The organism is Halomonas sp. ML-15, assembly GCF_014779595.1.
Classification (GTDB): Bacteria; Pseudomonadota; Gammaproteobacteria; order Pseudomonadales; family Halomonadaceae; genus Franzmannia.
In genome coordinates this window covers 121719-135424 of record NZ_JACXZT010000001.1, presented here as the reverse complement: position 1 = coordinate 135424, position 13706 = coordinate 121719, and the positions used below count along the sequence as shown (strand labels likewise).

Annotated in this window: 11 protein-coding genes; 4 read left to right on the top strand and 7 right to left on the bottom strand. The window is 63.4% G+C overall.

What is annotated here, in order from left to right; genetic code table 11:
- Positions 1 to 53 precede the first annotated feature (53 nt).
- Positions 54 to 926 carry an ATP-dependent zinc protease gene (locus IEI94_RS00660; RefSeq protein WP_224749847.1) on the bottom strand — a complete coding sequence of 291 codons (873 nt, stop codon included), beginning with the start codon at positions 924 to 926 and terminating at the stop codon, positions 54 to 56.
- 206 nt (positions 927 to 1132) lie between these two features.
- On the opposite strand from IEI94_RS00660, the gene IEI94_RS00655 reads away from it, so the two are divergent.
- Positions 1133 to 1684: a DUF3833 domain-containing protein gene (locus tag IEI94_RS00655; protein WP_191164576.1), complete on the top strand. Its 552-nt coding sequence runs from the start codon at positions 1133 to 1135 to the stop codon at positions 1682 to 1684.
- 83 nt (positions 1685 to 1767) lie between these two features.
- On the opposite strand, the gene IEI94_RS00650 is transcribed toward IEI94_RS00655, so the two are convergent.
- From IEI94_RS00650 to gorA, 4 genes are all read right to left on the bottom strand, one after another.
- On the bottom strand, positions 1768 to 2160 hold the full coding sequence (locus IEI94_RS00650) for an ectoine synthase (protein ID WP_191164574.1): 393 nt from the start codon (positions 2158 to 2160) through the stop codon (positions 1768 to 1770).
- Between the two features lie 116 nt (positions 2161 to 2276).
- The gene (gene ectB / locus IEI94_RS00645; RefSeq protein WP_191164572.1) at positions 2277 to 3542 is read right to left on the bottom strand and encodes a diaminobutyrate--2-oxoglutarate transaminase; all 1266 of its coding nucleotides are present in this window, start codon (positions 3540 to 3542) and stop codon (positions 2277 to 2279) included.
- 102 nt (positions 3543 to 3644) lie between these two features.
- Complete coding sequence (gene ectA, locus IEI94_RS00640) at positions 3645 to 4220, bottom strand: diaminobutyrate acetyltransferase (protein ID WP_191164570.1); 576 nt, start codon at positions 4218 to 4220, stop codon at positions 3645 to 3647.
- A gap of 261 nt (positions 4221 to 4481) precedes the next feature.
- Entirely contained in the window at positions 4482 to 5843 is a 1362-nt protein-coding gene (gene gorA / locus IEI94_RS00635) for a glutathione-disulfide reductase (RefSeq protein WP_318153331.1), read from the bottom strand.
- 150 nt (positions 5844 to 5993) lie between these two features.
- Between gorA and can the strand changes: the two genes are divergently transcribed.
- The 3 genes from can to IEI94_RS00620 all read left to right on the top strand — a co-directional run bounded on the left by can (position 5994) and on the right by IEI94_RS00620 (position 9072).
- Positions 5994 to 6644 (top strand): carbonate dehydratase, encoded by a 651-nt coding sequence (gene can, locus IEI94_RS00630; protein ID WP_191164566.1) that lies wholly within the window; start codon positions 5994 to 5996, stop codon positions 6642 to 6644.
- An 8-nt stretch (positions 6645 to 6652) separates the two neighbouring features.
- Positions 6653 to 7969 carry a Xaa-Pro dipeptidase gene (gene pepQ, locus IEI94_RS00625; protein WP_191164564.1) on the top strand — a complete coding sequence of 439 codons (1317 nt, stop codon included), beginning with the start codon at positions 6653 to 6655 and terminating at the stop codon, positions 7967 to 7969.
- 62 nt (positions 7970 to 8031) lie between these two features.
- On the top strand, positions 8032 to 9072 hold the full coding sequence (locus tag IEI94_RS00620; protein ID WP_191164562.1) for a hydrolase: 1041 nt from the start codon (positions 8032 to 8034) through the stop codon (positions 9070 to 9072).
- Here the strand turns inward: IEI94_RS00620 and msrA are convergent.
- Positions 9053 to 9688 carry a peptide-methionine (S)-S-oxide reductase MsrA gene (gene msrA, locus IEI94_RS00615; RefSeq protein ID WP_224749846.1) on the bottom strand — a complete coding sequence of 212 codons (636 nt, stop codon included), beginning with the start codon at positions 9686 to 9688 and terminating at the stop codon, positions 9053 to 9055. The two genes, IEI94_RS00620 and msrA, sit on opposite strands and share 20 nt — an antisense overlap.
- Positions 9689 to 9717: 29 nt before the next feature.
- A complete protein-coding gene (locus IEI94_RS00610) occupies positions 9718 to 13698 on the bottom strand; it encodes a translocation/assembly module TamB domain-containing protein (protein ID WP_224749845.1) in 3981 nt (1326 codons plus the stop codon).
- Positions 13699 to 13706 lie beyond the last annotated feature (8 nt).

Below are 13706 nucleotides of genomic sequence, written 5' to 3'. Positions count from 1 at the left end.
GTAATTCCTTGTAAAACGAAGAGGCTCAGGGCCCAATCAGCGACGACAGCGGATCAGGACTCACTGCCGTTGGCTTCGTTTTCATCATCGTCCGTGGCTTCATCTTCGCTGGCCTCGTCTGACGGCCGGCCGCCCGGGAACTCGGGCCGCGGATGAAGGTAGGTTTCGGCGACATCGATCATGGCGATATCCATCATGAAGCGCCGCCCCAACAGTACAGGGTAGTTAAGATGGCTACGGTCGTTAAGCGTGAACTCGACCTGTTCGCGAATCGGCCCCAGCGTCATCAGCAAGCTCACCACCGGCCGCGACTCCTCACCAGCCGCTTGTAGAATGCGCACACGTCTTACTACCGGGGCCTCGATCCACTCGTCGCGAACCTGGTCGACGACCACGGCATCATCGTCGAGTGCCAGCCGGAAACGCACCCAGGTGTCGCCATCACGCTCGAAGCGGGTAATGTCGGTGGCTGACAGTGATGAGGTATTGGCGCCTGAATCGACCCGCGCCTTGAGGTAGGTGCCCACGTCCGGCAAGCCGATCCACTCGCTGCGGCCTAACACCTCCTTGTTCTGCAGCGGACTGTCGGCATCCTCGTCACACTGCGCCGGAATCACCACCGGGTCATCGGACAGGAGTTCGATCTCGCCCTGCAGATGACGAATCAGGCTGCCCACTTCTCGAACATCGGCAGTCAAGCGGCGGGTATCATCGCCGTGCTGAGTCAGTAGCTGCTGCTGGATATCGCAGCGTGCGCCGAGCTGCTGCTCCAGCTGCGAGACCCGGGATTCGAACTGGGCATGGGTAAGCGGTGGCTCTGGCGGCGGCTCGGGCTCTCCCTGCAGGAGGGCGCAACCGCCAAGTAGTACCGGGATGACTAGCGCGGTGACTGAAAGAGTGCGTCGAGTCCGCATCACAATCGACATGGGTTAGAGAGAATCCTTGTAACTGGTCGGACGATGATAAGGAGTGCGGCGGAGGCCTGTCCAATGAGTTTGCCCATAGCTCTCACATGCCCACACGCAATTTAACATAATATATATTATGCGAAGCCCTGAATGTGACCTTTGTGGCGAACCCCGCGACCCGGAATCGGTCATATCGCCACAAGCCTAATACAAGGGATAAGGAAATGTATAAAAAAATAGCGGCCTGGCAACGCCCTGGGTACCTGCTGTGGCTGACACTGCTGCTCGTCGGTTGTGCCGGTGTCGACATCGAAGACTATGCCGATAGCCAGCCGCGACTCGATATCGCCGACTACTTTGCCGGTGAAACCCGCGCCTGGGGCATGGTCCAGGACTTCCGCGGCGAGGTGCAGCGGCGCTTCACGGTGGATATCGACGGCAGCTACGATGGCCAGACGCTGGTGCTCGACGAGCACTTCGTGTTCGATGACGGCGAAACCGATCGGCGCATCTGGACCTTCGAGCGAGTCGACGACAACCGCTGGCGCGGCAGCGCCAACGACGTCGAGGGCTCGGTGGATGCCGAGCAGCGCGGCCATGCCTTTAACATGCGCTACCCACTGGACATCGAGGTCGGCGGTCGTGAGATCACCTTCCAGATGGACGATTGGATGTATCTGCAGCCCGACGAGCGCTTGATCAACCGCACGGCGATGCGCAAGTTCGGCATGACGCTTGGTGAAATCACCATCGTTTTCGAGCGCGTCGCTGACTGACCGGCCCACGCTATCCCACCAAACACCAACGCCCCGATAAGCGACTGCTAGTCGGGGCGTTCGATATATGCAAAGCGACCTGTTCAGTCGTCGGCTGGCGCGTAGGAGCCATCCTCGCGATGCACTTCGGTGCCGGTGATCGGCGGCGTGAACACACAGGCCAGGTGCATGGTCTTGCTGGCACGCAGCAGATGCTCATCGTGCTGATCGAGGATATAGATATCGCCCGGCTTGATCGGCCAGATCTTGCCGTCGGCCAATGTTTCCACTTCGCCTTCGCCTTCCATGCAGAAGACCGCTTCATAGTGGTGCTTGTAATGAATGTGGGTCTCGGTGCCTTCGTAGATACGAGTGATATGGAACGAGAACCCCCCATTGTCATTGGCCAGCAGCAGGCGTGTGCTGTCCCAGTTACCGTTCTCGGACTTGACCAGGCGGTCCGATTGGCGAGCTTCCTCGAGATTGCGAACGATCATGAGCGTGTTCTCCTGGATCCTGTAAAATCGCGGGTGCCGTAACAGCAGGCGCGTAACGTGACATCGGCCCGCTGAGGCGGGCCGAACTGCCAAATCTACCTTGTCAGTATGCCGTATCAGCCGAAGACTTTCTTGGTGCTGGCATCGAGAATATCCAATCCTTCGAGCAGATCTTCATCGCTGATGGTCAACGGACAGAGGCACTTGACCACCTGCCCTTCATGACCGCTGGTCTCGATGATCAGCCCCTGCTCGAAGGCTTCCGCGGTAATCTTGTCAGCGTGCTCGCCGCTGCCGACATCGAGGCCACGCATCAACCCGCGACCGCGCTCGGACGCCGGAATCCCCTTGGCTGTGAGCCATTCGGCCAACTGCTGGAAACGCTCTTCGACGATACGCCCCTTGCGCTGCACATCGCGCTCGAAGGTGTCGTCGCTCCAGAAGTGACGCATCGCTGCGGTGGCGGTGGTGAATGCCAGATTGAAACCGCGGAAGGTACCGTTGTACTGGCCAGGCTTCCACTTGTCGAGTTCCGGGCGCATCAGCACATGGGCGAACGGCAGCCCCAGGCCCGACAGCGACTTGGAGTTGGTCACGATGTCCGGCTTGATGCCGGCGTGCTCGAAGCTGAAGAACTTGCCGGTGCGCCCGCAGCCTGCCTGGATGTCGTCGACGATCAGCAGGATGTGGTGGGCATGGCAGATCTTCTCGAGACGCTGTAGCCATTCGATGCCGGCCGGATTGATGCCGCCCTCCCCCTGCACGGTTTCAACGATGACCGCGGCCGGAATATCCAGGCCGCTGGAGTTGTCACCCAGCAGCTTCTCGAGATAGTCGAGCGTATTGGCGTGCTCGCCCAGGTAGCCGTCGAAAGGCAGGAACGAGGCCCCCTGAGTGGGGATGCCCCCGGTGGCTTCACGGAACTTGCGGTTACCGGTGGTGGCCAGCGCACCCATGGTCACGCCATGGAAACCGTTGGTGAAGGTGACGATGTTGTGCCGGCCGGTGGCAACCCGCGCTAGGCGAATCGCGGCTTCGACAGCGTTGGTGCCGGTTGGCCCCGGGAAGTGCACCTTGTACTCCAGGCCGCGCGGCTTGAGGATCAGCTCTTCCAGGGCTTCGAGATACTCGCGCTTGGCACGAGTCCACATGTCGAGGCCGTGGATGATGCCATCACCGGCCATATAGTCGAGCAGCGCCTGCTTGAGCTTGGGATGGTTGTGGCCGTAATTGAGCGTGCCGGCACCGGCCAGGAAGTCGATGTACTGGCGCCCCTCTTCAGTGGTCAGGCGTGCGCCCTTGGCTTCGGTGAAAACCACCGGGAAAGAGCGTGAGTAGGTACGGACGTCCGATTCCATGCGTTCGAGAATCTGGGTCTGCATTATTGACCTCCTGATAGGAATTGGGTGTGCGTGAGGTTGTCACGCAGGCAAAGGGAAACCGTACGGCCACCGCGCAGGCAGCCGCTCGGGTCACATTGGGGATTAGATGCGGTCGTGCTGGAAAGGTCCGATACGCACCAGATTCTCCGGATCGTGCTCGCCGCCGAGCTGGTCAGTCGAGAAATACTCGCGACTGTTGAGCGGCGCCTGCCAACGATCGGCGAGGCGTTTGAAAAGCCCCCATGAGGCGTCATTGTCCGGCGTGATAGTGGTCTCGAGGTGGTGAACCTCAGCAAGCTCGGGGCGCGTCATCACGGCCTCGACCAGGCGCCGTGCCAGGCCGGTCCCACGGGCCTTTTCACCCACCGCGACCTGCCACAGGAAATAGGTGTCCGGGGCATTGCTCTTTACATAGCCGGAGACGAATCCGACGATTTCGCCCTCTTCGTTGGTTGCCACGGCGCAGCTGTCGCGAAACTGGGTCGCGAGCAGCAAATAGGCATAGGCAGAGTTGACATCCAGCGGAGGACAGGCCTTGACCAGTTCATAGATGCCCCATCCATCATCTGGATTGGGCTTACGGATAAACAACGGGGCCGATTTACCGACCACGGCGTCGGCGACGCTGGGACGGGCCAGATCGGCGGAAGTCGTAAACGGCTGTGCGGATACGTTCATCGTTATACTTCGCAATTGGCGAATTTGCCCCGCATGATAACAAGCGCTTATGGATAAATCAAAAAGGCCTTTATCGTGCAGCGCAGAATCCATAACCCTGAATTATATTCACACTGACAAGCGCCCTGCGCGTTGACGGTTGCAGTGCGAGACCACGTAACGATGCTGCGTATCCAGTCTAGCGCAAATCTGCGCAAGTGGATGGCCACGACTCAATGCAAGAGGCCGCCCGCAGGCGGCCTCTTGATGGCAGGTCGATGGCTAGCGGCGGGTTACGCTGCGCATGGTGACGAACTCCTCGGCGCCGGTGGGGTGAATGCCCACCGTGGCATCGAAATCCTGTTTGCTGAGGCCGGCTCGCACGGCGATGGCGATGCCCTGGATGACCTCGCCGGCCTCCTCGCCCACCATGTGGGCGCCGACGACCTTGTCGCTTTCGTCATCGACGATCAGCTTCATCAGGCATCGCTCATCGCTGCCCGACAGGGTGTGCTTCATGGGCCGAAAATCAGCGCAGTAGACGCGTACCGCACCGTACTGCTCGCGGGCGTCCTCCTCCGACAGCCCAACGGTGCCGATATTGGGATGGCAAAACACGGCGGTGGCGATATTCTGATAGTTCAGTGGACGTGGCGGTGCATCGCTGAAGTGGTGCTGAACCATATGCATGGCTTCGGCCAGTGCCACCGGCGTCAGTTCGGGTCCGCCGGTGACGTCGCCGAGTGCCAGGATCGACGGTACCGAGGTCTCGTAACGCTCGTTGACCTTGAGCGTCCCATCGTCATTGAGCGCGATGTCCAACTGGTCGAGGCCGAGGCCTTGCAGGTGCGGCTTGCGCCCGGTGGCGGCGAGTATCGCATCGACCTCGAGGACCTCTCCGTTGGTCAAGGTGACGCGATAGGCGTCGCCGGCCGGGTCGATGCGTTGGATATTGGTCTCGAAATGCAGCTTGACGCCCTTCTTGGCCATTTCGTCGCGAGTGAATTCGCGCACTTCGCGGTCGAAGCCGCGCAGGAACAAGTCGCCACGGTAAATAAGGTGGGCCTCGCTGCCCAGGCCATTGAAGATGCTGGCGAACTCCACCGCAATATAGCCGCCACCGAGGACCAGAAAACGCTCGGGGAAGGTGTCGAGATCGAAGACGCGATTGGAGTCGAGGACATGCTCGTTGCCCGGGAAGTCAGGCACCCAGGGCCAGCCACCCACAGCGACCAGAATCTTCTCGGCGCTGACGGTCTTGCCGTCGACGTCGACGTGGTGGCCATCCAGCACCTTGGCACGAGCGTTGATCAGGGTCACATCGGCCCCTTCAAGCAGTCGCCCGTAGATGCCATTGAGGCGCTTGATTTCAGTAATCTTGTTATCCCGCAAGGTGGCCCAGTCGAAGCGCGGTGCCTCAGGCAGCGTCCAGCCGAAACCCGCACTGTCGTCGAAGGCATCATGAAAATGTGCGGCATAAGAGTAGAGTTTCTTGGGCACACAGCCGACGTTGACGCAGGTGCCGCCAAGATAGCGGTCTTCGGCTACCGCTACCCGGGCGCCCGTGGCCGCCGCGGTACGTGCGGCACGTACGCCACCGGAGCCGGCACCGATGACGAAAAGATCGTAGTCGTACTGGGACACTGATATCTCCTGAAAGACGCTAAAGCATTGATACGATGCGTGGATGATACCAGTCATCGGGCGGCCTCGGGAGTGGCCACGACGTTGACCGACTGCTAGACACAGGGTAAAAGAAGCGCCATCCATGCCACCGCAACAGGTATTGCCGCCATGAAAGAACGCATGCAAGCGCTGCTCGAGCGCAATCGCGAGTGGGCCGAGCGAATGCGTGAGCAGGATCCCGACTTCTTCGCGCGTCTCTCCCAGCAGCAAAACCCCGACTATCTGTGGATCGGCTGTTCGGATAGCCGCGTGCCGGCCAACCAGATCATCGCTCTGCCTCCCGGTGAAGTCTTCGTCCACCGCAATATCGCCAACCTGCTGCACAACAATGACATGAATGCACTCTCTGTGGTGCAGTACGCGGTCGACGTGCTCAAGGTCAAGCACATCATGGTGGTTGGCCACTACGGCTGTGGCGGGGTGCGGGCGGCTGTCCAGGGCGGCGATAACGGTATCGTCGACTTCTGGCTGCACTCGGTGCGTGACCTCTACAGCCGCCACCGTCAGAGCCTCGAGGATCTCAGCCTCGATGAGCAGGTCGATCGCATGTGCGAGCTCAACGTCAAGGCCCAGGTCGACAATCTGGCGCGCAACAAGATCATCCAGCGCGCCTGGCAGCGCGGCCAACCCCTCGCCGTGCATGGCTGGGTCTATGGCTTGGGCGACGGCCGGGTCAATGATCTCGACTGCACCGTCGAGGGGCTCGATCAGGTCCCGCAGCTGTATCGGGTGGATCGCCTCGATCCCATCGACCCGTGAGCAGCGACGTGAATCGTTCCGCTCTTAACCAGCACCAGGCGCACCTGGCGGCGCTGCAGCAGGCCTATGCCTGGCATCTCGAGGCGGCCGGCATCGATGCGCTATGGATCTACAGCGGCAGCCCCAGGCCTCACTACGGCGATGATCAGATGGGTGCCTTTCGCGCCTATGGCCACTTCGTGCACTGGGTGCCGATGCCCGCCCTAAGCCATAGCTGGCTGCTGATTCGCCCCGGCCAGCCACCGCTGCTGCAGATCCACGCTCCCGATGATTTCTGGCACCTGCCCACGCAGCGCCCGGACGCCGCCTGGTGCGACGCCTTCGATATCCGGCTGAGCAATGAGCAGACACCTCCCGCCTGTTCGGCAACGCGACGGGCGGTGATCGGTGATCTCGACGCCGCACAGGCCGCTGACATGAGCGCCGTCCTCAACCCCCCCGCCCTTTTGACGGCGCTGGATCTCGGCCGCCTGCGCAAGTCTGCCCACGAGCTGACCTGCCTGACCGACGCCAACCGCCAGGCGCTGGCCGGCCATTCCGCTGCGCATCAGGTCTTCGAGGCCGGTGGCGGGGAGCTGGATATTCACCTCGCCTACCTGGCCGCCAGCCGTCAACGTGAATCGGCGCTGCCCTATGACAGCATCGTCGGTATCAACCGCCACGCCGGGGTGCTGCACTACCAGCACTATGACGTGCATACCCCCCATGAGCGTCACAGCCTGCTGGTCGACGCCGGTCATCGCAAGGGAGGTTACTGTGCCGATATCTCCCGCACCTGGGCGGGGCGTGACGCCCCGGATATCTTCCCTTCACTGCTTGCGTCCATGCAGTCGCTGCAGCGCCGCCTTGTCGCCGCCTGTGCGCCCGGCGTCGAGTTTGTCGCGTTGCATCAGCGCATGCACCACGAGCTTGCCGAGGTGCTCGTCGAGCACGGCGTGGTACGCTGCTCCGCCGAGACGGCAGTGGCTCAGGGCATCACGCGTGCCTTCTGTCCGCATGGACTTGGCCACTCGCTGGGCATCCAGGTTCACGACGTGGGTGGCCGGCTCGATGATGACGGCCAAGCACTGCCGCCTCCCGCGGCCGACACTGCACTGCGCCTGACACGCAAGCTGGTGCCGAATATGGTCATCACCATCGAGCCCGGCTGCTATATGATCCCGATGCTGCTCGAGCCGATGCGTCACGGGCCACTGGCAGCACAGATCGACTGGCGACTGGTGGAGGAACTCACGCCTTGCGGTGGTATTCGCATCGAAGACAACATTGTCATCACCCAGCAAGGCCAACGCGACCTCACCGCTATCGCACAGCACGAGGTCTAATACAGGTTGCGCGGTACGCCAGGCACGATAAGCTTGAAGTACGTCCATCCAATGAGTCTGGCATGTCACGCACCATCGTTCCCGCCGCGTTTCGTCCCCCGCGAGGCTTGACCAATCGTCACGCCCAGACCCTGCTGCCGCGGCTGCTGCCGAAGCGGCGGCTGGCGCGCGACACCGAGATTCTGAATCTGCCGGACGGTGATTTCGTCGAACTGACCTGGCTGCGTCAGGCGCCGAGTCGCGACGATGCACCGCTGTTCATTCTCTTCCATGGCCTGGAGGGATCATTCGACTCGCCCTACGCGCGGGAACTGCTGTGGGCTGCGCAGCAGGCCGGTTGGCGGACGGTAATGATGCACTTTCGCGGCTGCGGTCAGGCGCCCAATCGTCTGCCACGCGCCTATCACAGCGGTGATACTGCCGATGCCTACTGGGTGATTGGTCAGCTGGCCCAGCGCTACCCCCACGCCATCAAGGTCGCCGCTGGAGTGTCGCTGGGGGCTAACATGCTGGTCAAGCTGGTCGCTGAACAGGGCGGCGACGGACTCGATCTGGCCGGCGCCATCGCCATCTGCGCCCCCCTCGACCTGGCCGCCAGCGCCGATGCGCTCAATACCGGGTTCGCCCGCGTTTACCAGCGTCATCTGCTGCGCTCGCTGAAACGCAAGGTGATGGCCAAGATGGCTCAGGGGCCGATGCCAATAGCCCTGTCACCGCACCAGCTCAAGGAGCTCGACAGTTTCTGGGCCTACGACAATGAAGTCACCGCCCCGCTGCACGGCTTCAGTTCTGCCAGCGACTATTACCGCCGCGCTGGCGCGGGCCGGCTGCTCGGCGATATCGAGCTGCCAACGTTGATCCTGCATGCCGCCGATGATCCATTCATGCCTGGCGACCTGTTCGATCGTCTGCCGACGCCGTCGGATTCCGTGCGCGTCGAGATCGCTCGCCACGGCGGCCATGTCGGATTTCTCGAGTACCGCCGCGGCGGCCTACGCTCGTGGCTGGCACGACGCGTCGGAGAACAGCTCAATGACTGGGCGGCGCTTGGCAGCGCCGCCAGCGGACAATCGATCCCTTCAGCTAGCCGATCGGACAGCTGACGCCGGTCCCCTTCAGTCCACAGTAGCCGTTGGGATTCTTGGCCAGGTACTGCTGATGGTACTCCTCGGCCAGATAGAAAACTTCGAGTGGCGCGATCTCGGTGGTGATCGGACCGCGGCCGGCGGCTTCGAGGGCACGCTGGTAATCCTCACGGCTGTGGGTGGCTGTGGTCAGCTGAGGGTCGTTGGTGGTGTAGATCGCCGAACGGTACTGGCTGCCACGGTCGTTGCCCTGGCGCATGCCCTGGGTCGGATCATGGGCTTCCCAGAACACCTGCAGCAGGGCGGCAAACGGCAGCTGTGCAGGATCGAAGACCACCCGCACCACCTCGGTGTGGCCGGTCAGGCCAGTGCAGGTCTCCTCATAGGTGGGATTGGGCGTATAGCCGCCAGCGTAGCCCACCGCGGTAACGTAGACGCCGGGCAGTTCCCAGAACAACCGCTCGGCACCCCAGAAACAGCCAAGCCCCAGCACCACCTCCTCGAGGCCTGCCGGAAACGGTGGCAGCATATTGGCACCATTGACCAGATGCCGGCCACTCACACGCAGCGGTGTATCGCGACCCGGCAGCGCGCGCTCGGGCTCGACCAGGGATGTCTTGTCAGCCATCGGCATGTGCTTCTCCTCGCTCGTCAATGTGCCCCTTAACGGGCCTCCTCGGCCCGCCCCAGGCTGAAGCTATAGACCAGATCAACGGCCTGTGCTGTACCTGAGACAGCCTGCAGGTAGAGATTACGCCACAGCGTATAGCGCAGCGTCAGTTCGGCGATCGGCGAGAATATGCCGACGCCGTAGCTGATCCGCAGATCATCGGTCAGTTGCCCGCTGACCAGCACCTGGCTCTCGTCACCGGTGCCGGCGGTCTCGAGGGCCAGATCGTCGACACCGAACGCCTGGCCGATCTGCCCCACCGCACCGCCGGTCTGGGATAGCGAGAGGCCAATCAGCGCCGAGGCGAGCGCGCCATCGGCATCGCCATCACCCGGTGCGCGACCGCGTAACAGATAGGACAGGGCTCGCCCCTCGTCCATCGACGGCTCCGAGAACACCTGCAGATCGGGGGCCTCAGCGGCGCCGGTCACGCGCAACCCGGCAATCACATCATCTTCGGTGACATTGGGGTTGCGGATCGCCTCGAAGTCGAGCAGCGGCTGGTCTGCGGGGCCGCTGAACAGCAGCTGGCCGCGTCGAATCAGCAGGTCCTGACCAAAGGCACGGAAACGACCGTCGACCAGATTGACCTCACCGAACAGCTGCACCGGTCCGGTCTGCTGACGCACCTGTAGATTGCCGCGCAGTCCGCTCTCCAGCCCGTAAGCCTCGAGTAGCATGTCGGGTCCCAGAGAGAGATCAACCTGCACATCGAGCTGAATACCGGCATCCGCCAACGCCTGTGAGGTGGCCTCATCAGCCCCCTCCTCGGCGCGCTCTGCGGCACGCGCCGCTTCACGCTCCGCGCGTCGCTCATCACGCTCACTGATAATGATCTCGTCGCTGCTAGGGGTAACCGCCGAGGCGGGCATCTGGCCGATTTCCAGGCGCGCCCAGGGCACTTCGACCAGGCCACGCACCTCGAGACGCTCAGGGTCGACGTTGATGGTCAAATGGGGGGCAAGGCGCAGACGGCCGATATCGGGCAACTCGGCGAGTAGCGGGTCGCTGCGCCCGTCGAGGCTGATCGAGGCCTGCCAGGCGTCGGCACTCGGCCAACGGGCATTGCCGTCGATGGCCAGCTGGCCCTGCTCGGCCTCGATCAAACCGCGGATATCGGCGCGATCGCCGGCCAACAGAATCTCCAGGTTGCCGTCGCGCACCTCCACTGGCACATCGCCACCGCGCGCTTCCAGACCGCTCAGACGGATATCGCCCTCGAGGCTTGGCGAAGCCAGACTACCGGCAATGGCAACGTCGCCGCTTACCGCCCCCTCGAGGGTCTGCATATCGGCAACCAGCGCTTGATAAGGGGAGAGGCGAATATTGTCGAGCACCAGGCGACCACTCATGGGCCCCTGATTGACCGGGTCGTCGATATCGACGATCAGTCGCAGGTCGCCGGCATCGGCCAGCGACAGGCTGAGCTCGGCCTCGGCGCGGGCCTGGGTAGCGTCGACATCGAGCCGTAGCCGCGATACCGGTAGGTCCCAGGGTTGGCCATAGGCATCCAGACCGCTTATCGCCACGTCGCTCCCCAGCCCGAGATCCAGCGACCAGCGCGCGCCGCCACCCGCCCACTCGGCGAGCAGATCGGCCTGGGTCTCGCCCTCCACCGACCAGCCCTCGGGCATGAACTCCTCGAGCAGCGACATCGGCAGCTCGCGAATCGCCAGGGCCGCACTGCCCTGCTCGCCGCTGGCGCGCAGTGTGTCGGTGACGCACAGGCGCCCACCACGCTCGTAGACCAGGCAGAAGGGTTGCACCTGTACGCTGCCCGCCGTGAGATTGGCGACCAGTTCGATCGGCTGGTCGAGGCGAATATCGCCATGCTCGCTGTCGATCTCAAGCGGCGAGAGACTCGCCTGATAGCGGTCGCGAGCTTGATTCATGCTGCCGTCGAGTGCCAGGGCGGCTCGCGACAGCGGCATGCCGCGTCCGGCAATGGCCTCGAGTTCCAGGCGATGCGCCGAGAGGCGGCCATCCAGATCCAGGGTGACACTCGAGAAACGCTGTCCCCCGGCGTTCAAGCTATCGATTTGGAGGGCCGCTTCCAGGCTTGGATCGTCAAGGCCGCTGACCCGGGCGCTTAGCGATAGCTGCTCCAGGCGATTGTCGGCAGCAGAGAGTGAATCGCCGACCAGGTCCAGGCGAATCTGCGGTGACTCCAGCGTGCCGGCCACGTCGAAGTCGCCCTGCAGGCTGCCGCCGAGCTCCGGCGACAGAGTGGCAAGCTCGGGCGCGCGGAGAGTCCCGCGCAGGTCGAGCCGCTCGGCGACTCGGCCTTGGGCGGTGAGGCGATTGTCGCCCTGACGCAGGTCCAGAGCGGCGATATCCCACTGCATCTCGCTGTTGCCGCTGAGTTCGGCATCCAACGCCAGCGGCAGGTCCTGCAGTTCACCGCGAATGCTTAGAGTGGGTACGTCCAGTGCCCAACCCTCAGAAGACTGGGCAAAGCTCAGCGCAGCGTTGCCGCTGAGTCGGCCCTGCACTGCATCGGTGAAGGCGCCGGGGTCGAGGTTGTTGAGCTGCAGCCGGGTGCTGACATCCAGCCCCTCTGACCAGCGCACTTCGCCGTGACTGATCAGTGAGCCGGCCTGATCCACGGTGACCGACAGCGGCGTCCAGGCGAAGTGCTCGAGATCCCCGGCGCCGGCCAGGGCCAGCCGCGTAGCCGGCAGTTCGGGACCTTCGGCGTTCACCGACAGCGCCGCCTGATAGTCGAGCAAGCTGCCCTCAAACCGCAGCACCAGGTCGTTGAGCACATAGGGGGGGGGAGCTTCGTCGCCGCGCTGCTCCTGCATGGCGGGGAGTGGCCATTCGAGCCGCTCGGCGCGGGCGGTGACGCGCATCGGCAGCGTCGGATCGAGCACATCGAGACGGGCGGTGATCGTGCTGTTGGCCTGACCGGCGATGCTCAGCTGTGCATCGAGTGCCGCCAGGCTGCCAGCCAGCGTGAGACTGAGCCTCTCACCGGCAAGCTCCGGCATGAGCTCCGGCAGGCTCAGCTCAGCGTCGAGCCGAGCCTCGAGCGGATAGTCGTCGCGCAGCATGATGCTTGCCGCCAGCGACAGCTCAGCGTCGGCGGTGGCCACGTCGAGACTGGTCAGATCGATCTGCTGCCCCGCCGCGCTGACCGCCAGTGCCACGCGCTCGACGCGATACTCCATGGGGCCGTGCAGCTCGCTGTCGAGAATCTCCAGTGATGGCACGCTGACGTTGAGCGGCAGATGGATCTCGGGCAGCGTCAGGCGCTCACGCTCCTCCAGCGGCACGCTCGCCACGCCCTCCAATTCTGCGGCCGCCACGGCGGGCAGCGGCGACTGCACGGCAATCGCGGCATTGATGGCGTCGGCCTTGAGACGTGGTGAAGCGCCGTCGGCGGGCAACGCCAGCCTGGCACCTGCGGACAGCGGCAGCATGACGCGCAGACCCACCAGTTGAGTGGCGTAGAGTTCGAGTTCGCTGCCTTCGGCGCCTGCCCCGCTGCTGAAACTGTCCCAGTGCAGGCGGGTACCGTCACCCAGCTGAATATCGACATCGTCGAGGGACAGGGCCCGCAGCTCGATCGGAAACGGCAGCGAAATCGGCGCGGGATCGCGGGGCGTGTCGGTCGCGGCCGGCTCGTCCGCCTCAGGCTCGGCCTCACCCGCCGCCAAGCGGACGCTGAGCCCGCTGACCGCCAGGCGATCGATACACAGGCGTCCACTGAGCAGGCAGTCGTCGGCCCAGGCCAGTTCCAACTGCGCCAGACTGACGCTGGCAGGTCCCGCTTCCAGACGCAGACCCTCCAGTTGCAGGCGGTCGAGCGGCGCCCCCTCAACGGCATCATAGGTGTACCAGCCGCGCTGCTGGCCCTGCTCCAGCAGCACGCCGGTGCCCCAGGGCGACAGCGCAAGCCCAAGCGCGAAAATGACCAGGCCCATTAGCCATAGTGGCAGCCACAGCGCGGCGCGTATCAGCGCCCAGATCAATCGAGTAA

What these genes read in the sequence shown, in the direction of transcription:
- IEI94_RS00660 (WP_224749847.1), bottom strand. Translation starts at nt 926, where the DNA reads ATGTCGATTGTGATGCGGACTCGACGCACTCTTTCAGTCACCGCGCTA.
- IEI94_RS00655 (WP_191164576.1), top strand. Translation starts at nt 1,133, where the DNA reads ATGTATAAAAAAATAGCGGCCTGGCAACGCCCTGGGTACCTGCTGTGG.
- IEI94_RS00650 (WP_191164574.1), bottom strand. Translation starts at nt 2,160, where the DNA reads ATGATCGTTCGCAATCTCGAGGAAGCTCGCCAATCGGACCGCCTGGTC.
- ectB (WP_191164572.1), bottom strand. Translation starts at nt 3,542, where the DNA reads ATGCAGACCCAGATTCTCGAACGCATGGAATCGGACGTCCGTACCTAC.
- ectA (WP_191164570.1), bottom strand. Translation starts at nt 4,220, where the DNA reads ATGAACGTATCCGCACAGCCGTTTACGACTTCCGCCGATCTGGCCCGT.
- can (WP_191164566.1), top strand. Translation starts at nt 5,994, where the DNA reads ATGAAAGAACGCATGCAAGCGCTGCTCGAGCGCAATCGCGAGTGGGCC.
- IEI94_RS00620 (WP_191164562.1), top strand. Translation starts at nt 8,032, where the DNA reads ATGTCACGCACCATCGTTCCCGCCGCGTTTCGTCCCCCGCGAGGCTTG.
- msrA (WP_224749846.1), bottom strand. Translation starts at nt 9,688, where the DNA reads ATGCCGATGGCTGACAAGACATCCCTGGTCGAGCCCGAGCGCGCGCTG.